The organism is Enterococcus sp. HMSC072F02 (assembly GCF_001837725.1).
Classification (GTDB): domain Bacteria; phylum Bacillota; class Bacilli; order Lactobacillales; family Enterococcaceae; genus Enterococcus_B; species Enterococcus_B lactis.
Window position 1 is genome coordinate 22,723 of sequence record NZ_KV833978.1, and the last position, 26,751, is coordinate 49,473.

Genomic DNA, 26,751 nt, shown 5'->3' on the forward strand with positions numbered 1-26,751 from the left:
CAGGTCAAAACGCTGATTTCACAACCTCTTTTCTAACTTCTCAATCCTCTTCCTTTATTGATCAAATACCAAGTAACGGCGTACAAAACAACGATGAATAACACAAGTACGATCATCGATGTTGCTACTGGCACATCGATCGTTCCAAGGAATCCGTAACGGAAACCGGAGATCATATAAACGATCGGATTGACTTTCGAAACAGCTTGCCAAAAGGGCGGTAACATCGAGATGGCATAGAAAACGCCACCTAGATAAGTTAACGGCTGCAAGACAAATGTAGGCACGATCGATACATCATCATAAGACTGAGCAAAAATCCCGTTGAGCAGTCCTGCTAACGAAAACAAAATCGCTGTCATCAATAATGTAATGATGACCATGAACCATGAATACACATGAAGTGGTACAAAAAACAAGGAAATGATCGTTACGAGAGAGCCGACGAGAATACTACGACCCACTCCGCCAATCACAAAGCCCCAAATGATCACATGGGTAGGAACAGGTGCTACCAAGATTTCTTCGATGTTTTTCTGAAATTTTTGAGAGAAGAAGGACGAAGAAACGTTGGCATACGAACTAGTGATAGCAGACATCATAATCAAACCAGGCACGATGAATTCCATATATGAAAAACCACCCATGTCACCGATCCGACCACCGATCATTTTTCCGAAAATAACAAAATACAAGGATGTCGTGATCACTGGTGGAACCAGTGTTTGGACCCATATACGCAAATAGCGGTTCGTTTCCTTGATAGCTAAACTTTTTAATGCAGTAAAATAAAGATTAAACATTTTTCTCCTCCGTATGATCATTTTCTTCTGTGATTTTCAAGAACAGTTCTTCTAAACGATTCGACTTATTCCTCATAGAAAGAACTTTGATTCCTTGTCTTGTCAGCTGATCGAAGATTCCGTTCACCCCTTGATTTCGTTCAACTTCGACAGCGATTGTCTGTTCATCTTCAAATGTACAAGCGTATCCTTCAATCACAGGTTTGGTCTCATATGGCGCTAAATCAAAGATAAATGTTTCAAATTGCAGTTTGGATAGAAGCTCTTTCATACTAGTATTCTCAATCAGTTCACCTGATTGGATGATCCCGATGTTGCGACAAAGCATTTCAGCTTCTTCTAGATAATGCGTTGTCAAAATGATCGTTGTACCATGTTCGTTCAATTCTCGGAGAAACTCCCACATCTCGCGTCTCAATTCAATATCGACTCCTGCTGTTGGTTCATCCAAGATCAGCAAACGTGGTTCATGCATCAATGACCTAGCAATCATCAGTCTTCGCTTCATCCCCCCGGAAAGCATACGTGCACGGACATTTCTCTTTTCCCAAAGTTTGGACTGCTTCAAATATTTTTCGCTGCGTTTCATCGCTTCTTTGCGAGACACACCGTAGTAACCTGCTTGATTCACGACGATTTGCTGGACCGTTTCAAAGGGATTGAAATTGAACTCTTGCGGGACTAATCCAATCTGTTGCTTTGCTCGGACTAGATCCGTATCCAGATCATAACCGAAGACTTTCACTTTTCCAGATGTTTTATTGACTAAAGAAGTAATGATTCCGATCGTTGTAGACTTCCCAGCTCCATTTGGTCCTAATAGCGCATAGAAATCTCCTTCTTTCACGGAAAGATCGATTCCTCGCAATGCTTCGACCCCACTTCCATAAACCTTTTTCAAATTATTTATTTCAAGCGCATTTGCCATTTATTTCCTATCTCCTTATAGACATGATTCTTTATTGTATCATGGAATACAGCAGATGAAAAAACAACTTGGTTCCAGCGAAAAATCAGGTTGCTGGGCTCAGGAAAATCTTCTAATAAAAGACATCAATCGGATGAAGTCAGACAACCTTTTCAGAAAAAACAAATCGAAGATAAAGGATTACTATTCATATGTGCAACAAAAGGAGCGTGAGACAAAAGTAAAGAACACTTTTGTCTCACGCTCTAAACACGTATAAACGGCGGAAGCAAAAGCCAAGATTTTTGATCCAATGAATACTTTCGATCACTTCGCCTATCCCAATACATGCCACTGCCGCTTTTCATCAAATGACGCGGCTTCCGTTTTTGCGGTTTCTACTAAAGTCTCTGGGTAATCCAAAACTTTCAGCAAGGCAATCGCATTTCGGGTCCTTGAAGGTCCTTCTTTTAATTTGAAATCAAAACTGATTCCTTTTCCTTCTGTTACTTGTTCTTCAAAGTGGACATTCTCACAATAATTCTTTAAAATCTCTGTCAATTCGATATCATGTGTGGCGACAAATGCTAAAGATGGATACTCCGCAAGCCACCGAACGACTGAAGCGGAAGAAGCAATCCGTTCGATCGTGTTTGTCCCTTTTAAAATCTCATCTACGAAGCAGTAACAGCGTTCTTTGGAAGCCACTTGGTCCAGCAAACGTTTGATCGATTTGATTTCTGAAACAAAATAACTATCGCCTTCAAATAAATCATCTTCGATTGCCATGGAAGTCAACACATGTCCAGGTTGCAGGATAAACTGTTCTGCAATCGCTGTTTGGATCGTCTGTGCTAGAATACAGCTGATAGCTATACTTTTGACATACGTAGATTTTCCTGATGAATTGGAACCCGTGACTAATGTATTCTTCTGCCAGTTGACTGGATTCACTACCGCTTCTTTTAACAATGGATGATAGATATCTTTCGCTGTCACACCGCCCTCAGTAAATTCCGGACGGCAAGTGATGGGCATATAAGTACGGTAATTCAATATTGCAGCAGCTACTTCTAATTCTCCCAGCAATTCCCACAGCTTGATGGCTTCAGTTGAATGTTTTTCTAATTTAGTGAGAACGAAATGATAGGAGATAAATGGCAGCATGAACATGATGTTGACATATTCAAAAATCAACTCTGCTTCACTCCCGCTCTTCATACGAAATGAAAAACCTAATTTAGGGATGTCTCTTAATGGTTTAGTTTGCTGTTTCAGCTCTTCTTGAAGTGGTGTCGGCAGTTTTGCTAACTGATTGGCGGCTGAAATCGTTGAAACCAAATAACTCATGCTATTCAGCTCTGTTTCTAGTGTTTGTTTCTTCACTAGATAATAGACCGTATTGAATACTAACCCACCGATTGCCAAATAGATTCCTAGTACTTGACCTAAAAGAAGCAAACCTACACCCACCAGCGGAAGCAAGCCAAGAAAAATAAATAAACCTACGCGTCCAATCTTTTTACTTTTTCCATCCGCTAGATATTGTTTTGCAAAATTATGATCTTTTTTTCCTAAACGAGCGAATTGATATTGGATTTTTTCTCTCAGTTGAGGATTTTCCTGATAAAAAGCAATCAGTTTTTCTAACTGCTGATCTTCGCCAAAATCAAAGCTGCGTAAACGTTGATACAACGCTTCTGAACCTACACTAGAATAGGTACTGTTGATCCCTTCGAATACTTCGAACATATCCAGGTCATACCAAGTAAGATCGTCGATTTCGCTATCCCATGAACGGAACTTCTTCTCCGTGAGCCATGCTTCCTTCAAGCTTTCTTCTTTATCAAATCTCGGTTGATAAGGAATTTTTCCCCATTTGCTACGAACTGTTTCCTTTAATTTCAAACGTGAAAAAATGTCTAAAATGACCAATAAAATAACAACTGCAATAATAATTGAAACGATAAATTCTCTTTGACCCATATCCCTCTCCGTTCCTTTATTTGTTAGCTTTAGTATAGCACTGTTGCGCTATTTGAAAAGGGGGTAAAAAAACACCTTTCAAAATAAAAGGTGTTTTTTCTTGTATATTACATATTTATCTCTCATTTATCAAAATTGACAAATAATCATAGGGAGGAATTGTTGTTAATTCTTGTTTATTCTCCAGTGCATTGACAACTGTCCCAAGGGAAAGGATAGCCTCAGGTACTATTTTTTCTTGTTCTGTTGGATTAGCTAAGCGAAGAACAAATCCTTGTTCATGAAAATAAGAAGGATAAATCGATGATACAATTAAGTCTTCAGGTAATTCAATCAATGAAAATTTACGAGGAACATCAAGTTCGTTTTGTAATGGCCAAATCTTGTTATCTAACCTGTGAATAAATACATTCAGTTTCTGCTTTTGATAAGAAATAGATTGTTCTAACCGTTTTTCTGCCTGTTTTGCCACTTTGAACTCATTAAATCTTCCTTCTTCTACATTAAATCCAAAAGTGACTTTATACTCACCTATTTCTTGAGCTAGCGGTGTTTCCATCATGACATGCCCTTCATTTGTCGTATCTCCTGAAGCTCGCCCAGGTCGCCAAGCAAGATTAGGTTTTCCAAGTTCCCCTGTTGTTGAAAATAAGGTTATGATCAATTGATTTTCTATACGTTCATACTCTTTTAAACCATCTGCATAAAAAGTAAAATAATGATCATTTTCTGCCACAGAGACACTCTTATCGAATATTTCTAAATTAACAGGTTTCTCTACCATAGTTTCTGACCAATCCGGAGGAATGACATCAGGGGTATTTTCAATAAATCCGTTTTGAATTTGTGCAATTGATTTTTCAGATTTATCTAAAACATTAATTGCTAAGCGCATACGATGCGAGTAAACAGTATTATGAATTTTGAGTGTGCCTTCAACGATTTGACTTTCTCCCAGACTGAACGATATTTCATAAGATATTTCTTCCATTTCGGGTTTTTCAGATAAACGATCTTTTAAATTTTTAGGAAGTTGAGCTTTTCCGTAAACCACTAATGTTTCTTGTAAAGAATCTTTATATACTTTAGCTGTTTCAAATTTTAGAGATAGTTCTGTATCTCCTTCTAATGGTGAATAATCATACGTATCGCCATCATTTGCTGAATCGATCAAATGAACGAAATCAAGATATTGTCTATCTCCAACTATCAAATTCAAGTGCCCATCCTTAAAAGAAAGTTTATATTTATTGTTACTTATCTCAGTTTTGTCTATCTCGATTGCTGTTTCTAATTTTTCATTATTTTTCTCAAATTCAACAACAGTGTATCCTAGCGCTGGCACATTTACATTTATTTTTATGTCAAGTTCATAATAAGCTGGTTCATCAAAATATTCGAAACCTGTAGCAATCATCCGATAAGCATTTTTCCGTTCTGGAAAATAAACTTCTTTTTCAATGATATTATAGGGACTGCCTTTGAAATGTATTTTCTTTGAATCAGCTACTACATGCACGATTTTCGATCCACTATAATTCTCAGTCGTTGTGTTGAAAACAAGGACTTCATTCGATTTTAGCTTTAATGCATCAGCCATCCGTTTTACAATAAGGTTTTCGATTCCGTCGGCTATCTCATTAGCTTCTTTGATCCGATGGAAAATATCTTCCGCAACATTATCTGAAACACAGCCACCAATACTATCATGAGCCTGGTTTTGCAAAATCTTTTTCCATAACCGACGAAGTAGGCCTTTACTGATATGGATACCATTTCTTTCTGCAATCAGCATGAGCGGCTCAACTCGTTTTAAAATTTTTTGTTCCAATTTAAAATTTTCTATTTTCATTTTTGTTCTTACTGAGCCAATCGAACGATGAACACGAGAGTAAACCGGCTGACGAAGTTCACCTTTATATTCAGGTAATTCTTTTTTATTTTTGATAACTTCTACATAAGAAGGATAATCTGAAATAATATTGTGGAATTTACTGTATTTATTCAACTTCTCTACGACTTGATCAAAATTTAAAATCATTGACTTTTGATCTACACCCGAAGGTACTAAAATATCTTTGTTTTTTCCTTGCATATGAAGCATTTCAACTGCTTCATCCAACTTTTCTTTTGCAAATTCAGGAATATCTTTAATTGCGTCTAAGGTCATCATTCCAGTCATATAACCAAATGGAAAATTCATGGCATAAACAAATTTATCTCCTAATCCTTTCCAGATAAAGTAAGGAGATGGAACCATCGTTTCAAAGTTTAATCCTCGCCAACACATGAAATTATCGATTTCTACTTGATGCAAAAGTGTAGGCAAATTCGCATTGAACCCAAACGTGTCAGGCAAATACCCTACCATCATTGGATCTCCATATTTAAGGATCGTATCACTGATCCCAATCATTAAGTTTCTTAAAATTGATTCAGCATCCACTAATAAGGCATCTGTTTGTGCATACCACGGTCCCACAAATAGTTGTCCTGTTTTCATCAGTCGTTGGATAACCTTAAGCTTTTGCGGATTGATCTCCAAATACTCATCGACGATTGAAGTTTGTCCATCTAAACAAAAGTTTACTTTAGGGTTCCTTTCCAATTCATCTAGAACTTCAGTAAAGACCTGATCAGACAATACGATGGCATCTTCATTTGTAAAATACCATTCTCTGTCCCAGTGCGTGTGTTGAATTATATGTGCATTGACCATGTCAGATTCCCCTACTTTCCTTCTTCTACTGAATTTACTTGTTGTTCTTTTTTATACTTGATGGATTTTAGTGCATTGACCATTAACGCTGTAACCACTCCCCCAATAACAATTGATACTAAATATAGAGGTATATTCGTAACAAAAGGAATTGCCATAAAGGTTGAAAGCATTGTTTCTTGAGTAACACCAAAAAATCCATTTAGACCACATGCTACTGCAGTGCCCACCACGATGCTTGGTATTACTCGTAAAGGATCTTTCACGGCAAACGGGATCGTCCCTTCAGTAATCCCAACAAGGCCCATAATCATAGCTGTCTTTGCATTATCTCGTTCTGATTCATCATAAAGTTTTTTGTTTAAAATTGTTGCTAAAAACATTCCAAATGGCGGAATAGCAATACCTAATAACATGGCTGTACTAGGTCCAAAGCTTCCGCTTGAAAAAGAAGCAACCCCAAAAGCATATGCAATTTTATTGATAGGTCCTCCCATATCAAACGCCATCATTCCTCCTAAAATAGCCGACATCAAAGCAGCATTTGCTCCTGACATGCCTTCTAGCCAATTAGTCAGTCCTGTTGTCATTGCTTGAATAGGCGTAGCTAGTACATACCATAATATGATTCCAACAACTAATGTAGTAACAAAAGGAATCAGCATAATTGATTTTAGACTAATAACTTGCATCGGTACTTTTACTTTTTTCAATGCATTAGCTAAATAGCCACAAGCTAATCCAGCAACCATTCCTCCAATAAATCCCATACCAAGATTTTGACACATCATCCCAGTGATAAAAGCTGGTGCTAGACCGGGACGGTCAGCAATTGAATATGCGATATAGGCTGAAATCATCGGTACAATAAACTGTAATCCCGTCTGACCAATCATTCGCAGGACTCCCCAGAATGTATCCGTCTGGTCCCAAACACCTGTGCCACCAAAAATGACTGCAATAGAAGTTAGTAACCCTGCTGCTACGACAAGCGGGATCATATAGGAAACCCCACTTTGGAAATGATTTAAAATTTCTCTTCCTTGTTTCTTGAATTCCATTAGTAACTCCCCCACGATACATTTTTTATTTGTTAATTAATGCAATTGCTTCATCAATCGTCTCTTCACCATCTTTTACTACCTCTGAGGTTCCTACTGTTAAAATCGGTTTACCATCAAAGCGACCTCGTTCTGAAACATTTGTATCTACTGCAAATATGACAACATCTGCCTCGGAAACATCCGAAATTGAAAGTTTGTTTTCTATCCCCATAGCCCCCTGTGTTTCTACTTTAATATCTAACCCTTTCTTCTTCGCAAACTTTTCTAAATTAGCTTTTGCCATATAAGTATGGGCAATCCCTGCGATACATGCTGTTACTGCTACTATTTTTGTCATATGAAATTCCTCCTTTTAAAATGATAGAGCTTTTACCAATTCTTTTTTATTTCTCGAATCTTTTATTCTTTTAACAAACTCGTCATCCATCAATCTTCCAGATAATTCTGCTAAAATACGTAAATGATTAGTACCTTTATCAGTGTCTTTTATTGCTAACAAAAAGACGAGATCAACTGGTTGATCATCTAATGCGCCCCATTCAACAGACCGCTTTAACTTGGCTACAGCCACTGTTGATTCAATTACTGCTAGGCTTTTGCCATGAGGAATGGCGATATTTTTCCCAATTCCTGTGGTCATATGGTTTTCTCTGTCAAATACGTCTTTTTGAAATTGTTTGTGGTCAGACACAAACCCATTAGTCTCTAACAATTTCGATAATTTTTCGACTACACTTTTTTTATCAGATGCATTTAAATCTATCACTATATTATTTATATTGATTTTTTCACTGATCATTTATAAGCCTTCTTTCAATATATAAACTAATTTTTCAAACGACGAACTCGTTTTTAAATTTGCTAATAACTCATGATTCGAAGCGATTTCATTGAATGTTTCATAAATTTTATTCAATTCAGGTTTTACTTTTTCATTAAGTGCAAAAAAGAAAACAGAATGAACAAGTGTCCCATCCCAATCAATTCCTTCTGGATTAACGTAGACACAGATTACTGGTTTTTTTATAAAATCTACTTCGATATGCGGCATAGCAAAATCATTCATCGCTGTTGAAGATAGTTTTTCTCTTTTGATTGCTCCCTCTAGTATCCCTTCTTTCGCGTAATTTTCTTTTACCAATTTTTTGGTAATTATATTTAAAACGTTCACTTGATTATCCTTTATTTGGTGGGTAAAAAAGCAAAATCGTTTATCTAATAAATTTAGAAAAGCATCTTCTGTTTGTTCATTTAACTGTAGATACTGTTTTACTTTTCTGACATCTGCCCCTAACATCAAAGGACTAACAACAATAACAGGAAAATTTGTATTTTCAATCGGAATCGTGCTTATAACAAGTTCATCAGTGACTTTTCGATCTTGTAGTTCATTGATGCTTAGTACATCTTTTATCTCAACCATATCTGCAAAACCGTTATTTATTCTTTGCTCTAATAATTTTGATGTTCCATATCCGCTACTACAAACTAATATCACTTTCGTTTTGTCAGGTTTGTAACGATCCAAAAGTGATTGAACATGGAGTGTTACGTAAGCGATTTCATCTTCATTGAAATGTATACAGAATCTCTCTTCGATTTCCTCTAATAAATCCACACTTATCATAAATGACCTTTTAAAAGAATATTTGATTTTGTCCGTATAAGGATTATAGATATTTACTCCCAATTTGAGTCTTTTAACTGCTGCATTGAGATGTAATACTAGATTATTGATCAATTCTTCATCAGGATAAAATTCATTTAATTTAGTTCTTACTAGCTCTTGTAGCTCAACACCCATATCTAAATAGGAAAGCTTCGTTTGATCTAAGTCGTGATTCATAGCATTTTTTTCAATCGAAGTAATGTGGATGTCAACATAAGCTTGTTCATCTATTGGCACAATAATTGAAAATGCTTTTTCAATCATTTTGATTAAAATAAGTGTGTTCTCTGAGATTTCTTCTTCAGAATTATTACTACGTGATAAGAAATTGCTTGTTTCAATCCTTTCTATCGCAATAGCAAGGTGGATAGCTAAAGTTTGAAATTCATAATCTGTAAATTTCAATTGTGTCTTATTCATGTATCGATTAAGCAATTCGGCTACTTTTTTCAATATGTCCTTATTTAAGAAATTATTTGCTTCACCAATGAAATTAATATTCAAGTCTAAGAGATCTGTTTTACTGTTAGATGCTGTAAAGCCACCCCAATAATAGTTCACAACTTCTGACATCAACCTTCTTTTACTTTTTTCATCAGCTTTGATGCGCACGCCATTTCGATCTGAAACTAAGGACATCCCATGCTTGTTTAGTCTTTTTCTAACATCTTTCATTGTGCTTTCTACCGTCGACCTGCTCACGTATAATTCGTCAGCAAGATTTTGAATCTTTAGAGAATCATTAGTATTCAATAATTTAGCAAACACATAAGTTAGACGGTCCTCCGGAGAGTCTGCGATATTGATTTTATAACTGGATAATAAATTTCGAAGTGTTTCTTTTTTTCCAATAAGCGAAACGCCTTTTTTAGGTTGGACCAACATTTGTACATCTGGCATTTTTTGGATTATTTCTTTCAAAATTAAAATATCTTTGCTAATTGTTTTCGTAGATACATATAATTGTTCTGATAATTCTTTGTAAGTTGTGTGCTCATTTTCAATCAAAAAGTATAGTATTTTCATTTGCCGTTCGCTAAATTCGATGCCCATTATCTTCACCTCCTGAATACAGCTTAAGTGTACAATTATTATCTCTATTTTCATACAGAAGAAAGTTCTTGATTAATGTAGAAGTTTCTAATATTCTTGATTATTTCAAATCAATAAAAAAGCCTGCAATATTTATATCACAGGCTTTTTTCTCTATTAAATATATATAAGATAATACATTTTTCTACTAGTTCTCACTAATCTTGTATAATTAAACCCTCCGCAACTTGACGGAGATGGAGAAGATGCCCCCGTCTAATTTAGCGGTCATCTCTCCTCTCATTCCTTCCACCAATTTTTTTGACAGGTAAAGCCCGATTCCGCTAGATTCCGTATTTGTGCGGCTGGTATTTTCTGTATAAAAACGCTGGAAAACTTTTTTACTCTCTTCAATCTTGATAATCATAATCAATTGAATTATAGCTTCTCTTGCTAACTTTAACAACTCAATAGTTAGCTCTTCAAAATCATTAAAGCTAATATTATAGGCAAATTCATCTAATCTGCTACTTTCTTTATTTAAATTTAACTCGTAATAGTCTAAAATTTTTAGATACCTATGCTCCATAGCATTCCTTACACCAGATATTTTTTTTAATACTGGATCAATATGTTTATCACCATACACTGTTTTGTTTCTTAAATCTTTGTATATCCACCACAACCCATTCAAAGCATAATTTTCTCTTTGAATTTTTTGGATTTCCTTCCTCCTTTTTTGATTTCTCACATCTTTGTACCATAGATTTACAAAACTAATAACATCATCGGATATGCCCAATTTTAAGTACTTATTTAGAAAATAAGCAAGTTTATCAAATATTGAATATATGCTTCGATACGCAGCTTTTACTTTTTCAATTCCTATTCCATATACTGGGTAGTCAAGAGTATCCACTAAATATACATCCTTATCAGAATAATGTAGCGTTCTATCAGTCAATCCTTCATAAATCCAAAATCTTGCAGATACATATTCTTGTTTAATTTGATTAAAAATACCATGATACCTCGGAAACCACGTATTATCTATATCTTCTACTATTCCAGGTAAGTGTAATGGATCATAGCCAACTTCCATTTCCAAAAAAAGATCATTCAATTGATTGAGTGCTACTCCATTAGCCCCAACCCATGATCTATAGTTCTCTTCTTCCTCAGACATATTCTCTATAGGTTCTAAAAAGTCCGTTAAAGAAAAATCAATCTTTAAATAATCTAAACTGACACTACTTTTAATCCCATTTAAATATTTATAGAAAAGTACCTGTGCCATTTCCTTTTCAGGAAACGTTACTTTCTCATCTAAAACACTTTCCAGTAAATGAAATGCATAACAAAACATAATATGCCTATGGCTCTCATCAAAATAAGAATAGTCTACTATTTTTAAAGCTAAATTTCCAACTGCCATAGGAAAGTTCATTTCTAAAACTTCATTCAAATTATTAATTGATTTTACATATCTACCACACTGAGAAAGTATGTTTCCATAATTAACAGTTAGTTGTAGAAAGAGTCCGTCTATATAAGTTTTTGAAATTATAGAAGATTCATCGTCCATTATCAATTCATCATAGCCTAACAAACATAAATCTTTTGCTGTTCTATATAAATAAAGACACCGTTCATAAGTTTGCTCTTTAGTGTCTATATTTTCATTTTTGGGCAAAATATCCATTAAACTAGTAGCTGAACAATATAAATAACTGGCTTTTATCATCGTGTCTAGTTCTTCTTCATGACCTAAATTAAAACAAATTTCACTCAATTTTAGAGATTTATCAATATCTCCAGAATCAAGAGCTTGATCGCATTCTAATTGCATAATTCGTAATTTCTGATTTTCCCACCAATTTCCGATTTAAACCTCCTCCTTAAGATAAGATGCTATTTCTCTACTATCCTAATAATCTCTGATATATCATCAATCTCTAACGCATCCGCGATTCTTTCAATGTGTTCTAAATAAATTTTCTGTCTTTTTCCATTTGCCAAATTGCTTAAATTTGATGGCTCAATTCCCGATAATCTTGCGAGCTCTCTTAAAGACATTTGTCGTTCTGCTAATAAATCGTTGATTAGCACTTCCACTTTTCTACCACCTTCATTTTCGTTCATTTATATTTCCTCCCCCGTGTTGTCTATATAAACATGGTATAGTATAATAATTTTAGATTGTTGTTCAAATAGACATGGGTTTTATAAAATAGCAGGAGGTACCCTTATGACATCGAAAAATGAAAATAAAGAATTACTGACAAAGAAGAATCAACCGATTAAAACCATTACTCAACAAGATATCAATGCGCTAGAAATAACGCTTGAGCAACTTCAATCATGGTCATCAATACTAGAGGTATTAAACAAATTTTTCGATTGTGAAAAAGAACCAATTAATAAGAAAAATATTATTCAGAAATACCATGCAAATGCCCAAATATTCAAAATCTTTCTCAATGACTTTCTACAACGTACTGAGAGTTTAGAAAAACAGCTTGAAAAGTTAAAAACTAGAGAAAAGGTTAAAATTTATGAAAAATGAGGTAGCTAAAAAGTATTTTTTTTTGACTATTTCGTTTCAATATTCATCTCATTTATTTGCACCTAAAAACACACAAAAAAAAGACACTTTCCAAAACTTGGAAAGTGCCAGAAAAGTTAGGATCAAGGTAACTGCGCTCAGCATTGCTTCGCCCAGTACGATTCTCGTAACTCGTGAACTCGAACGATAATCGCAATTAACGTTTTGAGAATTGTGATGCTTTACGAGCTTTTTTAAGACCTGGTTTTTTACGTTCGACCATACGTGCGTCACGTGTAAGCAAGCCAGCACGTTTAAGCGCTAAACGGAAGTCAGGATCAACTTCTAGCAATGCACGAGCGATACCATGACGGATAGCTCCTGATTGTCCAGCGTATCCTCCGCCGTTTACGTTAACAAATACGTCATATGCGCCTTTTGTTTCAGTAACAGCGAAAGGTTGATTGATTACTTCACGCAAGTCAGCATGTGGAATGTATTCTTCAACATCTTTTTTATTTACAGTAATTTTACCAGTTCCTGGTACTAGACGTACGCGAGCAACTGCGTTTTTACGACGGCCTGTGCCGATATATTGAACTTGTGCCAATGAAATTCCCTCCTATTAGATTAAGTTTGTGATGTCTAAAACTTCTGGTTGTTGTGCTGCATGTGGATGTTCTGCTCCACCGTATACGTTCAATTTTGTAAATTGTTTGCGGCCTAAAGTGTTTTTAGGAAGCATACCTTTTACAGAAGTTTCGATCAAACGACGAGAATTTTTAGCACGCAATTCGCCAGCAGTGATTGATTTCAATCCTCCTGGGTAGTTGCTGTGACGGTAATAAATTTTGTCAGTCGCTTTTTTACCTGTTAATTTCACTTTGTCTGCATTGATGACGATGACGAAATCGCCAGTATCCAAATGAGGTGTGAAAGTTGGTTTATTTTTACCACGTAGTACAGATGCAACAACTGTTGAAAGACGTCCCAATGGAACATCAGTTGCGTCTACTACATACCATTTACGTTCTACTTCGCCTGGTTTGGCCATATATGTTGTACGCACGTTATTTTCCTCCAATTTAAGTTCTGATGTTTGACATACACTTCGAGTTTCCGGGGCTCTTTGTGGGGCAAACAATACCATTTAACATATTACCCGCTAATCTAGTCAATGTCAACGTTTTTCTGCTTGATTGAAAAATTTATATGAAACTTTACTTCTTTTTCTTTCTTTTATATAAAAGGGTCGTTTCCTGCCAAAATGAAAAACAAAAAGGACGCTGAACTATCAAGTTCTGCGTCCTTTTTTCGGTCAAGTTCAACAAAGTTTTTACGCGTCGATCTCTGGCGCTTTGCCTAGATGAGCTTGGATCATCCAGATACGTTTTTCTGTGGCTGTTTTGAATTCGATAAAGATATCTTGTGTTGGATCGTCGCCTTCTTCTCCAGAAACTTCGATTCCTTTTTGGTAAAGATCTGCTAGATAACGGTAGCCTGCAACAAGTGTTTCCAAACGTTCAGGAATCGTGCGGTCCCAACGTCCTACTTCATCAGGGATTTTCGTGTTATCTGCAAATTCACGTAATGTAGAATAAGGTGAACCGTCTAATGTGATCAAGCGTTCGGATACTTCATCTAACTGAGCGTTCAAATCGTCCATAAACTCATCCATCATTGGGTGCAATGTAAGGAAACCTGGTCCTCTCATGTACCAATGTGTTTGGTGAACAACAACAGACATTTGGCTTAGATCTGCAACTAATTGATTTAATACTTCTTTGGTTTGTTGGAATTTCATCTTTCTTGCCTCCTAACATTTTCTTACACTTAAAATAATAGTAGACTTTCAATGAAAAGTACAACAAAATCCTTTACCTGAGAACGATTTTCATTTCGCTTTTTTATCCGTAAAGCCAATCATTTTTCAGAATCAGCTAATTCTTCTCGCAGTTCAGCAAATTGCTGATAAGTCTGTGCTAAATGCTTTTGTGTCGAAACAAATAATGGATAGATTTTCTGATATTTTTTATGATCGTTTTCTTGTACTCCGACTTGCGCTTTCAATTCTATCAATTCCTGTGCTTCACTGATACTTTGAATCTTTCCGATGCTTCGCCAGCCTAAAATCACAGCTCCTAATGCGGATGCTTCTGTGACAGTAGGGAAAACAAGCGGGTAACCCAGTACATCAGCCATCATCTGACGAAAAATCGGAGATTGAGCAAAACCGCCTGTAGCACGGATCTCTGTGAGCTGATTTTCTTGGCAAACTCCTTTTAAAATTCGATAAAGGTTGAGACAGATCCCTTCTAGAATCGCCTTCATCATTTCTTTTTCTGTATGTTGCCGCTGCAAGCCGATAAAACTGCCAAACGCATCTGCGTCCCAAAGCGGTGCTCGCTCGCCAAGCAAATAGGGATGAAAAATCAGACCATTGGCACCTGCTGGCACAAAAGCAATAGCCGAAAGCAGTGCATCATATGGATTTTCGCCTTTTTCTTTAGCAGATTGAACGACTTCCTGTAAAAATGTGTGCCCTGCCCAATCAAAGATGCCAGCACCATTGCTAGTCGCTCCTCCCACTACCCAATGTTTCTGATCCAGAACATAACAAAACGTCTCCATTTCTGGATGGAACTGAGGCTGAGTAGTAATAAAACGAAGTGCTCCGCTCGTTCCTACAGTCAAAGCGGCAATCGTATCACCAAAAGCGCCTAACCCTAGATTAGAAAGCGGCCCGTCTGCCCCTCCCAAAACAAATGATATATCATTTGGCAAACCTAGTTCTGCTGCTGTTTCTGACGGTAGACCTGTTACTTGATAGGTGGAAGGAAACACTTGCGGCAATTGTTCTGTTCGAATGCCCAAGTAGTCAAGCACTTCTTCTGCCCATTGGAATTCATGGATGTCAAAGTATCCAGTTCCTGAAGCTGTTCCGTAATCGCTGATGAGTTCGCCAAACAATCTATAAAAGATATAGTCTTTGATACCGGCAAAATAAGCAGTTTTTTTGAATAATTCAGGTTGGCTGTTTTGCAGCCACTTGATTTTGTTCAATGGTGTCATTGGATGGATCGGTGTCCCAGTCTGCCGATAAAATTCTTTGCCAAGCACGGTATATTTCAGTTTTTCTGCTTCGTCCGCTGCTCGGTTATCTGCCCAAGTGATCATTCGAGATAACGGTGTTTTCTCTTCATCCAACAATATCAGGCTATGCATCGCAGAGGAGAAGGAGACAAATTGAATGGTCGTGTCTGAAGGCAACTGTTTAATTACTTCTTTTATAACGGTGCAGACGCCTTGAAAGATCAATTCCTGATCTTGTTCTGCCATCCCTTGTGTTTCTTGGATCAAAGGGTAGCGAAAATAAGCGGATGCTGCTTCTTGGGCTTCATCTGTGAAAGCAACTGCTTTGGTTTGTGTGGTTCCGATATCTAATCCGATTGAAACGTTCATTTTTTCACCTCAAATTTTATGTATGTACAAAAATTTAGTTTAAGCTTGCGTATCTTGGTTTTGAAAAGGGGGAGATGGCGTGTTACTTTATTTTATCATTGGTTGCTGTATTGGGTCATTTTTATGTTTAACCGCCCAGCGGATTCCGTTAGGTCACTCTATTATTTATCCTAGATCCCATTGTGTCAAATGCTGTCGTTCGCTTTCTTGGTATGAATTGATTCCGATTCTCTCGATCATCGTCCAACGTTTTCGCTGCCGCTATTGCCGGTGTCGGTTGCCCTTCTACTATTTGCTGGCAGAAGTCTTATGTGGTGGTCTTTTTGTCTGGTTCTTTACTTTTTCTTCCGCAAGAAATTTTTCGACGTTCATTTGGGTGCTTTCGGCTTTGCTATTTTCGTTGATAGACTTGTTTTACTTCATGGTCCATTCTCACACGCTATTCTGCTCCTGGGCTGTCTTATGGATTTTTTGGTTGCAGGCCGGCGTTTTCCAATGGCACAGTATGTTGTTAACGTTCATCGTAGGCGCTGTATGCCTTCGCTATGGTCAATCCTATCTCGGAGCTGGCGATACTCTGTTGGTGCTTTCTTGGAGTGGGGGCTTGCCTCTGGAAGAGTTGCTTCGGGTCTTGTTTCTGGCTAGCCTGTTTGGAATATCCTTTTTTTCTGTTTACTTTATCTGTCATAAAAAAAAGTTGGAAAAGCTGCCTTTCATTCCTTTTTTGAGTAGTGCCTTGCTGATCGTCCTTCATTTTAGGTATTGAAAAAAGGTTGTGACAAACGACTTGTCACAACCTCTGATATACGGTGTTCCAGAAGTAGCTTTTTCGGCTTCTTATTTTTTGCCGCCCCAATGTCGACGAATGAAACCGGCACGTCCAGAACCTTCTCGATAAAGATTGTAATGGAGCTTGTTTTTCTTGTAATAATCCTGATGGTAATCTTCTGCAGGATAAAATTCGCTTCTTGGTTCGATTTTTGTCACGATCGGCTTATCGAATCGCCCGCTGTCTTGCAATGCTTGTTTTGAACGCTCTGCAATGTTTCGTTCTTCTTCATCACTATAGTAGATCACTGGTCGATAAGAATCACCACGATCAGCGAACTGTCCTAACGCGTCAGTCGGATCGGTTTGCTGCCAATAGATTTCCACCAACTGATCATAAGAAATAACTTCTGGGTCATATCCGATCTCTACGGCTTCTGTATGCCCTGTTGTGCCTGTTGTTACTTGTTCGTAAGTTGGATTTGGTACATGCCCGCCTGTATAACCGGATGTCACAGAAATGATCCCTGGCTGCTCTTCAAATGGTTTGACCATACACCAAAAGCATCCGCCTGCGAAAACTGCTTTTTTTGTCATATAAAATCCCCCTTTTTTCTCATCATACCTGTTTTATAGATAATTAAAATTATTTTGCTTGTTTTTACCCCCTCCCGGTATTTTAGCAGATTTTTCTTCATTTTCCTTCTCTTTTAATTGGTTGTGGATAACTATAAGGTTTGTATTAAACTATTTTTTCCACAGGCAAGAAAAAGTTGTCTTTTCAGCCACGTTGTGTATAAGTTTTATATGGTATGCTTATTCCAAAATTACGTACCTTTATTTTTTCATGCGAATAAACAAATCCATGTTATCGGAGGGATAACTATGCCTAAAGCAAAAAGAAAACATTCAGATACATCCACTGACTTTATTGCATTTGATGAACTATTAACTAAAGCGAACAAAAAAATAAAAACGCCCCCTGTAACTTCCCACGAATTTGATTCTCATTCAAAGGATGATGCTCTAACTCTCCTAGAAGATGAGAAGCAACTCGTTAATGAACTAGCTTCAGTTATTCCAAATTCACCTGAACATTCGCCATTTGAGGAGTCATTTTCATCTCCACCTATTGACATCTTTGGGGAAGGTTATCGTTTCCATAACTTAATGGAGCACGAGTCTCTCACAAGAGAGGAGCGACAATTTATTGATGAACCATTGCCCGATCCAATCTTCCATCAACAAACGAACGAAGAACCCATCTCGCCTACTGAGCCAGGACCTTCCTTTGTTGTGGATGGACAAAAAACGAGCAATCTAGTAGAAGGAAATGATGGAAATAACGCTTATCAGCTTTTGTATGAGACATTTGGTCCTATTCCTTCTAGAGAAGGAAAGAATAAAAGACTATCACAAGAATTGCGTAATCAAATCGAACACGCATTAACAATGCCTGATATTAAACAAAGTCAAATTGCCACATTTTTTGGCGTATCCTCATGTTTAGTAAGCAATATATACCTCAAACAACTTGCAGAAGGTGATGCTCAAAATCATACATATCAAGTCTTATACAAGGAATTCGGCGAAATTTCCAGAAAAAGAGAAAAAAGGGGTTTATCACAGAAATTACGCGAACAGATCACACATGCATTAACATTGCCTAATCTTAGTCAAAGGCAGATTGCCGCATTTTTTGGCGTGTCTAACTTTACAGTAAATAATATATACCAAAAACATTTTGAAGAAGACTATGATGAAAAAATGACCCATCAGCTTTTTCATGGGAAATTCGGAAAAATTTCCAGAGAAAAAAATCAAAGGATACCACAAAAATTACGTAATCAAATCGAAGAAGCATTAACAATACCCTATACTAAACAAAAACATGTGGCAACATTTTTTGGCGTATCCCTAACTACAGTAAAAGAAATAAAACAAAAAGTGAAACGCAGTAAACAGTTAGCTGACATAGCAAAACCTGTAGCTTCAAGATCATCTCCTACTCTTTCTTCTAACCAAACAGATGAGAGGTAAACTACTTCATATAAGCAAAAAAAGGGAGTGTGACAAAAAACTTGTCACACTCCCTTTTTCCGAATAAACGGTGTTCAATCAGCTGACCGTCGGTATTAGCTCAACAAACGGCAAAATATGAGGAACTATTTTTCCGTTTGTTTCTCTAATACTCAGGTCAGGACGCTGATTTCACAACCTCTTATACACGATGTTCCAGAAGTAACTTCTGTCACAACCTCTATTTTGTTTGATTGTTCATTGCGTCTTCTGCAGCCATTTGCGCTTCAATATCTGAAATACTGTAGACATTTTCACTTGCTACACCGACTTCTTTTGGTTCCATGTCACGGTAACGTTGCATACCAGTACCAGCTGGGATGATCTTACCGATAATAACATTTTCTTTCAAACCAAGAAGAGGATCTTTCTTACCGCGGATCGCAGCATCCGTCAAGACACGAGTTGTTTCTTGGAATGATGCAGCAGATAAGAAACTATTTGTTTCTAATGATGCTTTTGTGATACCTAGCAAGACTGGTCGAGAAGTTGCAGGAACGCCTCCTGAGACTAGCGTATTGTAGTTTTGATCTTTAAAGTCTGCGATGTCTAATAATGTACCTGGCAAGATATCTGTATCTCCTGGATCCATTACACGAACTTTACGCAGCATTTGACGAACCATTACTTCGATATGCTTGTCGCCGATTTCTACCCCTTGCATACGGTAAACACGTTGTACTTCACGAAGCAAGTAGTTTTCAACAGATAATACATCGCGGACTTGCAACAATTGTTTTGGATCGATTGATCCTTCTGTCAATGGTGCACCACGGTGGATCATATCGCCTTCTGCTACTTTCATACGTGCTGTATAAGGAACAGTATACGTACGTGTATCTGTTTTTCCTTTGATTGTTACTTCTTTGGTACGTGTTGCAGGATCTTCTGAGATATCGATGACATCCCCTGTTACTTCTGTGATCACTGCTTGCCCTTTCGGATTACGTGCTTCAAAGATTTCTTGGACACGAGGAAGACCTTGAGTGATATCGTCTCCGGCAACCCCACCCGTATGGAATGTACGCATCGTCAACTGAGTACCAGGTTCACCGATTGATTGAGCGGCGATCGTACCAACTGCTTCGCCGACTTCAACGTCAGAGCCAGTTGCAAGGTTGCGTCCGTAACAATGTTTGCAGACACCATGTTTTGTATTACATGTGAAGACAGAACGGATCGTCACTGTTTCGACACCTGCATCAACGATTTGTTTTGAGATGTCTTCGGAAATCAATTGGTTTCCTGCGATGATCAATTCATTTGTTTCAGGATGACGTACTTCTTTACGAGTGTAACGTCCCACTAAACGATCTTCTAATGATTCGATGATTTCATTTCCTTCACGGATTGCTTGGATCTCAAGACCTCGGTCAGTACCGCAATCTTCTTCACGAATGATTACATCTTGAGCCACATCAACCAGACGACGAGTCAAGTAACCTGAATCGGCAGTCTTCAAGGCTGTATCGGTCATCCCTTTACGAGCCCCGTGAGTTGAGATAAACATTTCCAAGACAGATAGTCCTTCACGGAAGTTTGAAATGATTGGCAATTCCATGATTCGACCATTAGGAGCGGCCATCAAACCACGCATTCCGGCAAGCTGTGTAAAGTTGGAAATGTTCCCACGAGCTCCAGAATCAGACATCATGAAGATTGGGTTTTTCGCTTCCAAACCTTCCATCAGTTTTTGTTGGATGCTGTCTTTTGCAGCGTTCCAAACAGCAATGACACGTTCATAACGCTCGTCATCTGTAATCAGACCACGACGGAATTGTTTTGTAATAGTTTCAACTTGTTTATGGGCATTTTCAATAATTTCTTGTTTTTCATTCAGTACACTGATGTCAGCGATCCCTACTGTGATACCGGCATGTGTTGAATGTTTGTACCCTAAGTCTTTCATACGGTCAAGCATCTTAGAAGTTTCTGTTACTTTGAATCGTTTGAAGACTTCTGCGATGATGTTCCCTAAGTTTTTCTTCTTGAACGGTAATACTAATTCTTGCTCTTTGATATGTGCAGGAATATCCGTACCAGCTTCAACAAAGTATTTGTCCGGTGTTTGGACGGTCAAGTTGAAGTCTGTTGGTTCATTCAGATAAGGGAATTCAGGAGGCATGATCTCGTTGAAAATGATCTTACCAACTGTTGTGATCATCGTACGTTCTTTTTGCCATTCAGTAAATGGTTTTTCACCTAATGAGTTAGGGTTCACACCGATACGTGAATGTAAATGAACGTATCCGTTGCGCCATGCGATAACAGCTTCGTTTTGATCTCTGAAGACCATTCCTTCGCCTTCGCGTCCTTCTTCTTCCATTGTCAAGTAGTAGTTACCTAGAACCATATCTTGAGAAGGAGTAACAACTGGTTTACCATCTTTAGGATTCAAGATGTTTTGAGCAGCTAACATCAACATACGTGCTTCTGCTTGTGCTTCTTCATTCAATGGCACGTGGACAGCCATTTGGTCTCCATCGAAATCGGCATTATAAGCTTCACATACAAGTGGATGCAAACGGATTGCGCGTCCTTGTACTAAAACTGGTTCGAATGCTTGGATACCAAGTCGGTGAAGCGTAGGTGCCCGGTTCAACAATACTGGGTGTTCCTTGATTACGTCTTCTAAGACATCCCATACTTCGTCTTCTTGACGTTCGATTTTACGTTTCGCATTTTTGATGTTTGAAGCTAGTTCACGTTGAACAAGCTCACGCATCACGAATGGTTTGAATAATTCGATGGCCATTTCTTTTGGAAGTCCACATTGGTACATCTTCAAGAAAGGTCCAACAACGATAACGGAACGACCGGAGTAGTCCACACGTTTACCTAGCAAGTTTTGACGGAAACGACCTTGTTTCCCTTTCAACATATGAGAAAGAGATTTCAATGGGCGGTTACCTGGTCCAGTTACTGGACGTCCGCGACGACCGTTATCGATCAATGCATCTACTGCTTCTTGCAACATGCGTTTTTCGTTTTGAACGATGATTCCAGGTGCGTTCAAGTCTAATAAACGTTTCAAACGGTTATTACGGTTGATGACACGACGGTAAAGATCATTCAAGTCACTTGTTGCAAAACGTCCACCTTCTAATTGAACCATTGGGCGCAAATCTGGTGGAATAACAGGGATAACATCCATAACCATCCAGCTTGGTTGATTTCCTGAAGCGCGGAATGCTTCTAAAATATCCAAACGGCGGATCGCACGTGTACGTTTTTGTCCTTGTGCAGATTTCAATTCTTCTTTCAATTCGGCTGCTTCTGCATCTAGATCAACATTATCAAGTAATTGTTTGATCGCTTCTGCACCCATAGCAGCTTGGAACTCTTGTCCATATTGTTCACGTTTTTCGCGATATTCGCGTTCTGTCAACAATTGTTTTTTCTCTAAATTCGTGTTTCCTGGTTCGATAACCACATATGAAGCAAAATAAATGATTTCTTCCAAAGCGCGTGGGCTCATGTCTAATACAAGTCCCATACGTGAAGGAATCCCTTTAAAGTACCAGATATGTGAAACAGGAGCTGCTAATTCAATATGTCCCATGCGTTCACGGCGAACTTTCGAACGAGTCACTTCCACTCCGCATCGATCACAAACGATTCCTTTATAACGGATACGTTTGTATTTTCCGCAGGCACATTCCCAGTCTTTTGTAGGACCAAAAATCCGCTCACAGAACAACCCTTCGCGTTCAGGTTTTAAGGTACGATAGTTAATCGTCTCAGGTTTTTTTACTTCACCGTAAGACCAGCTTCTGATTTTTTCGGGAGAAGCCAAACCTATTTGCATACTTTCGAATTTATTTACATCGATCAAAAGGGGTTCCCTCCATTTCATTTAATGGCAAACCGCAAGACGGCTGATCTTCGACCGCCTTGCAGCTCATAGACCGGATTAGTCTAAATTATCTTCTGCGGTTTCAAAGTTTTGGATGACATCGTCTCTTTCATCTTCCACTTGTTCAGCAGCTTTCTTTTCTAATTCTTTGGCAGTTTGCTGTTCGGCAAATTTTGTCAAAGCATCAACAGTGATCAAATCGTCGTCTTCATCGTCCATGTCGCGAAGTTCGATCTCTGTCTCTTCGATATCCAAGACACGCATGTCCAGACCTAGTGATTGCAATTCTTTCACCAATACGCGGAAGGATTCCGGTACACCTGGTTTTGGAATTGGTTCACCTTTGACGATTGCTTCGTATGTTTTCACACGTCCGACTACGTCATCTGATTTGTATGTCAAGATTTCTTGTAAAGTATAAGCCGCACCGTAAGCTTCCAGTGCCCATACTTCCATTTCACCAAAACGTTGTCCACCAAATTGAGCTTTACCTCCCAATGGTTGTTGTGTAACCAATGAGTAAGGTCCTATTGAACGTGCATGCAATTTGTCATCGACCATGTGAGCAAGTTTGATCATGTACATCACACCGACAGACACACGTCCGTCAAATGGTTCACCTGTACGTCCGTCGTACAGAACAGTTTTCGCATCGCTGGCCATACCGGCTTCACGAACTGTTTCCCATACGTCTTCATCACTTGCACCATCGAATACTGGCGTTGCTACGTGGATACCTAACTGACGTGCAGCCATACCCAAGTGTAATTCCAATACTTGTCCGATGTTCATACGTGAAGGCACCCCTAAAGGATTCAGCATGATATCGATTGGTGTTCCGTCAGGTAGGAATGGCATATCTTCTTCCGGCATAATACGGGATACAACCCCTTTATTTCCGTGACGACCGGCCATTTTATCCCCTTCATGGATTTTACGTTTTTGAACGATATAAACACGAACTAACATGTTTACGCCTGGTGACAATTCATCTCCAGCTTCACGAGTAAAGATTTTCACATCGTGAACGATCCCGCCGCCGCCATGCGGTACACGTAATGATGTATCGCGGACTTCACGAGCTTTTTCGCCAAAGATCGCATGCAATAGACGTTCTTCTGCAGATAATTCTGTTACCCCTTTTGGCGTGACTTTCCCTACAAGCAAATCGCCATCTTGGACTTCTGCACCGATACGGATAATACCCATTTCGTCTAAATCTTTCAATGCGTCTTCCCCGACATTAGGGATTTCGCGTGTGATTTCTTCAGGTCCTAATTTTGTATCGCGGGCTTCTGATTCATATTCTTCAATATGAATAGAAGTGTATACGTCATCTTTTACCAAACGACGGCTCATGATGATCGCATCTTCATAGTTGTACCCTTCCCAAGTCATGAAACCAACTAAAACGTTTTGACCTAGAGCCATTTCGCCTTGTTCCATAGATGGTCCGTCTGCCAGAGTATCTCCTTTTTCGACTTTCTCACCCAAATGAACGATTGGACGTTGGTTGTAGCTTGTTCCGGAGTTTGAACGACGGAATTTTGTCACATCGTATTTATCTAATGCACCGTTGTCGCGGCGTACACGGATTTCAGAAGCATCAACGTATTCAACGACACCGTCATGTTTACATAACAAAGCAGCTCCTGAGTCATGCGCTGATTTGTATTCCATACCAGTACCAACCCATGGTGCTTGAGGATTGATCAACGGCACTGCTTGACGCTGCATGTTGGCACCCATCAAGGCACGGTTGGAGTCATCGTTTTCCAAGAAAGGAATACATGCTGTCGCAACGGCAACTACTTGTTTAGGTGATACGTCCATGTAGTCTACTTTATCAATAGATACTTCTAAGTTTTCACTTTGAGCACGCGCCATAACAACGTCTTGAGCAAATGTTCCATCTTCATTCAATGGGCTGTTTGCTTGGGCTACGATGTAATGGTCTTCGATATCTGCTGTCAAGTAGTCGATTTGGTCAGTAACCCGACCTGTTTCGCGGTCTACACGACGATAAGGTGTTTCGATAAATCCGAATTTATTTACTTTCGCATAACTGGACAAACTATTGATCAACCCGATGTTTGGGCCTTCAGGAGTTTCGATCGGACACATACGGCCATAGTGGGAGTAGTGAACGTCACGAACTTCATAACCGGCACGGTCACGAGTCAATCCGCCAGGTCCTAAGGCTGAAAGACGACGTTTGTGTGTCAATTCGCCAAGAGGATTTGTTTGATCCATGAACTGTGACAACTGAGAAGAACCAAAGAATTCTTTGATACTTGCCACAACTGGACGGATATTGATCAATTGTTGAGGTGTCAATGTTTCAGTATCTTGGATCGACATTCTTTCACGAACCACACGTTCCATACGTGCTAGCCCGATACGGAATTGGTTTTGTAAAAGTTCACCGACTGAACGGATACGACGATTTCCTAAGTGGTCGATATCATCGACATTGCCGATACCTTCCATCAAGTTCAAGAAATAGCTCATTGAAGCAATGATGTCGGCTGGACGAACTGTTTTTACAGCTGCTTCTGGATAGCCGTTTCCGATCACGTTCACTTCACGTTCAGGATCTCTTGGTGAAAATACTTTGATGACTTGGACAGTCATTGGATCTGTGACCACACCATCTTCTGATGGATAGTAAGTCACTGAATTTAGACCGTTATCAATAAAAGGAGCTAATGTTTCCATGACTTGGTGAGTCAGAACTGTTCCTTTTTCAACGATGATCTCGCCTGTTTCTGGATCAACTAATGTTTCAGCTAATGTCAGATTCAATAGACGTGTTTTCAAATCTAATTTTTTGTTTACTTTGTAACGACCAACGTTTGCTAAGTCGTAACGTTTTGGATCGAAGAAACGAGCATTCAGCAAGTTACGTGAGCTGTCTGCTGTTTTTGGTTCGCCTGGACGCAAACGTTCGTAAACGTCTTTCAAACCTTCTTCTGTTCTTGAGTCGCTTGCGTTTTTATGCAAGTCTTTTTCGACTGTATTGCGTAATGTTTCGCTGTCGCCGAAGATTTCAAAGATCGTATCATCGGAACCAAATCCTAACGCACGAACTAATACGGTTAAAGGAATCTTACGTGTACGGTCGATACGTACATAAGAGATGTCTTTTGCATCAGTTTCCATCTCTAGCCAAGCGCCACGGTTAGGGATAACAGTAGAACCGAATCCTTCTTTTCCGTTTTTATCGACTTTTCCATGGAAATAGACACCTGGTGAACGGACTAACTGAGAAACGATTACTCGCTCTGCCCCGTTGATGATGAATGTTCCTTGTTCTGTCATTAATGGGAAATCACCGAAGAATACTTCTTGTGCTTTGATTTCGCCAGTCTCGCGGTTTGTCAAACGCAATGTTACATGTAATGGTGCAGAGTAGTTTGCATCATGCGCACGAGCTTCTGCTACTGTATACTTTGGTTCTTTCAATTCATAATCTACAAATTCCAAAGATAGATTGCCATTGAAGTCATCGATTGGCAAAATGTCTTCAAACATTTCTCTAAGTCCCTCATCTAAGAACCATTGGTAAGAGTCTGTTTGAATTTCGATCAAATTTGGTAATTCCAACACTTCACTGATTCTTGCGAAACTTCTACGTTCGCGATGTTTTCCGTATTTTACTACGTGTCCAGCCAAGCTCTTCACCCCTCTAAAATGTCATTCAAAAAGACTACCCGATCAATTGTTACAATAATATTTCAAATATTATTTTTAGGCAACAACAGACATTTTTTGCGGCTTTTAGGCAAAAAAAAACCAAAAATAGAACATTCTCTTGAAACCTTACTTCGTGAGCTTCTACTTTTGTTTCCTTATATTAAA

19 protein-coding genes and 2 pseudogenes are annotated in these 26,751 nt (G+C 38.4%); 3 read left to right on the plus strand and 18 right to left on the minus strand.

Translation table 11 applies throughout. The features are described 5' to 3' along the window. Nucleotides 1-32: 32 nt before the first annotated feature. The 11 genes and pseudogenes from HMPREF2731_RS13620 to HMPREF2731_RS13670 form a co-directional block, all read right to left on the minus strand. Entirely contained in the window at nucleotides 33-803 is a 771-nt protein-coding gene (locus tag HMPREF2731_RS13620) for an ABC transporter permease (RefSeq protein ID WP_002287492.1), read from the minus strand. Continuing rightward, on the minus strand, nucleotides 796-1,731 hold the full coding sequence (locus HMPREF2731_RS13625; protein WP_070873171.1) for an ABC transporter ATP-binding protein: 936 nt from the start codon (nucleotides 1,729-1,731) through the stop codon (nucleotides 796-798). The genes HMPREF2731_RS13620 and HMPREF2731_RS13625 overlap by 8 nt, the downstream gene beginning before the upstream one ends. 315 nt (nucleotides 1,732-2,046) lie before the next feature. After that, nucleotides 2,047-3,696, minus strand: coding sequence for a MutS-related protein (locus HMPREF2731_RS13635; RefSeq protein ID WP_002329807.1), 1,650 nt, complete (start codon nucleotides 3,694-3,696; stop codon nucleotides 2,047-2,049). 115 nt (nucleotides 3,697-3,811) lie between these two features. Next, on the minus strand, nucleotides 3,812-6,415 hold the full coding sequence (locus HMPREF2731_RS13640; protein ID WP_002329806.1) for a glycoside hydrolase family 38 N-terminal domain-containing protein: 2,604 nt from the start codon (nucleotides 6,413-6,415) through the stop codon (nucleotides 3,812-3,814). 11 nt (nucleotides 6,416-6,426) lie between these two features. Next, the gene (locus HMPREF2731_RS13645) at nucleotides 6,427-7,476 is read right to left on the minus strand and encodes a PTS fructose transporter subunit IIC (protein ID WP_002305530.1); all 1,050 of its coding nucleotides are present in this window, start codon (nucleotides 7,474-7,476) and stop codon (nucleotides 6,427-6,429) included. 25 nt (nucleotides 7,477-7,501) lie between these two features. Further along, nucleotides 7,502-7,816 carry a PTS fructose transporter subunit IIB gene (locus HMPREF2731_RS13650; RefSeq protein WP_002302516.1) on the minus strand — a complete coding sequence of 105 codons (315 nt, stop codon included), beginning with the start codon at nucleotides 7,814-7,816 and terminating at the stop codon, nucleotides 7,502-7,504. A 15-nt stretch (nucleotides 7,817-7,831) separates the two neighbouring features. Beyond that, nucleotides 7,832-8,278, minus strand: coding sequence for a PTS sugar transporter subunit IIA (locus tag HMPREF2731_RS13655; RefSeq protein WP_002302514.1), 447 nt, complete (start codon nucleotides 8,276-8,278; stop codon nucleotides 7,832-7,834). Beyond that, complete coding sequence (locus HMPREF2731_RS13660) at nucleotides 8,279-10,201, minus strand: BglG family transcription antiterminator (RefSeq protein WP_002329805.1); 1,923 nt, start codon at nucleotides 10,199-10,201, stop codon at nucleotides 8,279-8,281. It lies immediately after the preceding gene. 211 nt (nucleotides 10,202-10,412) lie between these two features. Continuing rightward, nucleotides 10,413-10,583 (minus strand): annotated as a pseudogene (locus HMPREF2731_RS15425) (ATP-binding protein); the annotation flags it as partial. 18 nt (nucleotides 10,584-10,601) lie between these two features. Next, nucleotides 10,602-12,029: pseudogene (locus HMPREF2731_RS15590) on the minus strand (LA2681 family HEPN domain-containing protein); the annotation flags it as partial. A gap of 62 nt (nucleotides 12,030-12,091) precedes the next feature. Then, nucleotides 12,092-12,322 (minus strand): helix-turn-helix domain-containing protein, encoded by a 231-nt coding sequence (locus HMPREF2731_RS13670; protein ID WP_002329803.1) that lies wholly within the window; start codon nucleotides 12,320-12,322, stop codon nucleotides 12,092-12,094. 106 nt (nucleotides 12,323-12,428) lie between these two features. Here HMPREF2731_RS13670 and HMPREF2731_RS13675 point away from each other — a divergent pair, with 106 nt between their 5' ends. Beyond that, nucleotides 12,429-12,746: a hypothetical protein gene (locus tag HMPREF2731_RS13675; RefSeq protein WP_002329802.1), complete on the plus strand. Its 318-nt coding sequence runs from the start codon at nucleotides 12,429-12,431 to the stop codon at nucleotides 12,744-12,746. Between the two features lie 196 nt (nucleotides 12,747-12,942). On the opposite strand, the gene rpsI is transcribed toward HMPREF2731_RS13675, so the two are convergent. From rpsI to HMPREF2731_RS13700, 4 genes are all read right to left on the minus strand, one after another. Beyond that, nucleotides 12,943-13,335, minus strand: a complete 393-nt coding sequence (rpsI, locus tag HMPREF2731_RS13685; RefSeq protein WP_002287505.1) for a 30S ribosomal protein S9 — start codon at nucleotides 13,333-13,335, stop codon at nucleotides 12,943-12,945. Nucleotides 13,336-13,350: 15 nt separating this feature from the next. Beyond that, the gene (gene rplM / locus HMPREF2731_RS13690; protein ID WP_002323724.1) at nucleotides 13,351-13,779 is read right to left on the minus strand and encodes a 50S ribosomal protein L13; all 429 of its coding nucleotides are present in this window, start codon (nucleotides 13,777-13,779) and stop codon (nucleotides 13,351-13,353) included. A gap of 282 nt (nucleotides 13,780-14,061) precedes the next feature. Next, nucleotides 14,062-14,529, minus strand: a complete 468-nt coding sequence (locus HMPREF2731_RS13695) for a Dps family protein (RefSeq protein ID WP_002310545.1) — start codon at nucleotides 14,527-14,529, stop codon at nucleotides 14,062-14,064. Nucleotides 14,530-14,648: 119 nt separating this feature from the next. Continuing rightward, entirely contained in the window at nucleotides 14,649-16,187 is a 1,539-nt protein-coding gene (locus tag HMPREF2731_RS13700) for a gluconokinase (protein WP_002329800.1), read from the minus strand. Between the two features lie 79 nt (nucleotides 16,188-16,266). Here HMPREF2731_RS13700 and HMPREF2731_RS13705 point away from each other — a divergent pair, with 79 nt between their 5' ends. Continuing rightward, the gene (locus HMPREF2731_RS13705) at nucleotides 16,267-16,953 is read left to right on the plus strand and encodes a prepilin peptidase (RefSeq protein WP_002329799.1); all 687 of its coding nucleotides are present in this window, start codon (nucleotides 16,267-16,269) and stop codon (nucleotides 16,951-16,953) included. A 71-nt stretch (nucleotides 16,954-17,024) separates the two neighbouring features. Here HMPREF2731_RS13705 and msrA read toward each other — a convergent pair whose 3' ends face one another. Beyond that, nucleotides 17,025-17,552: a peptide-methionine (S)-S-oxide reductase MsrA gene (gene msrA, locus HMPREF2731_RS13710; RefSeq protein ID WP_002336174.1), complete on the minus strand. Its 528-nt coding sequence runs from the start codon at nucleotides 17,550-17,552 to the stop codon at nucleotides 17,025-17,027. A gap of 288 nt (nucleotides 17,553-17,840) precedes the next feature. Here msrA and HMPREF2731_RS13715 point away from each other — a divergent pair, with 288 nt between their 5' ends. Then, entirely contained in the window at nucleotides 17,841-18,995 is a 1,155-nt protein-coding gene (locus HMPREF2731_RS13715) for a hypothetical protein (RefSeq protein ID WP_002329797.1), read from the plus strand. 220 nt (nucleotides 18,996-19,215) lie between these two features. Here the strand turns inward: HMPREF2731_RS13715 and rpoC are convergent, their stop codons facing one another. Both rpoC and rpoB read right to left on the minus strand, forming a co-directional pair. After that, the gene (rpoC, locus tag HMPREF2731_RS13720; protein WP_002329796.1) at nucleotides 19,216-22,869 is read right to left on the minus strand and encodes a DNA-directed RNA polymerase subunit beta'; all 3,654 of its coding nucleotides are present in this window, start codon (nucleotides 22,867-22,869) and stop codon (nucleotides 19,216-19,218) included. Nucleotides 22,870-22,947: 78 nt separating this feature from the next. Continuing rightward, complete coding sequence (gene rpoB, locus HMPREF2731_RS13725; RefSeq protein ID WP_002310550.1) at nucleotides 22,948-26,565, minus strand: DNA-directed RNA polymerase subunit beta; 3,618 nt, start codon at nucleotides 26,563-26,565, stop codon at nucleotides 22,948-22,950. Nucleotides 26,566-26,751 lie beyond the last annotated feature (186 nt).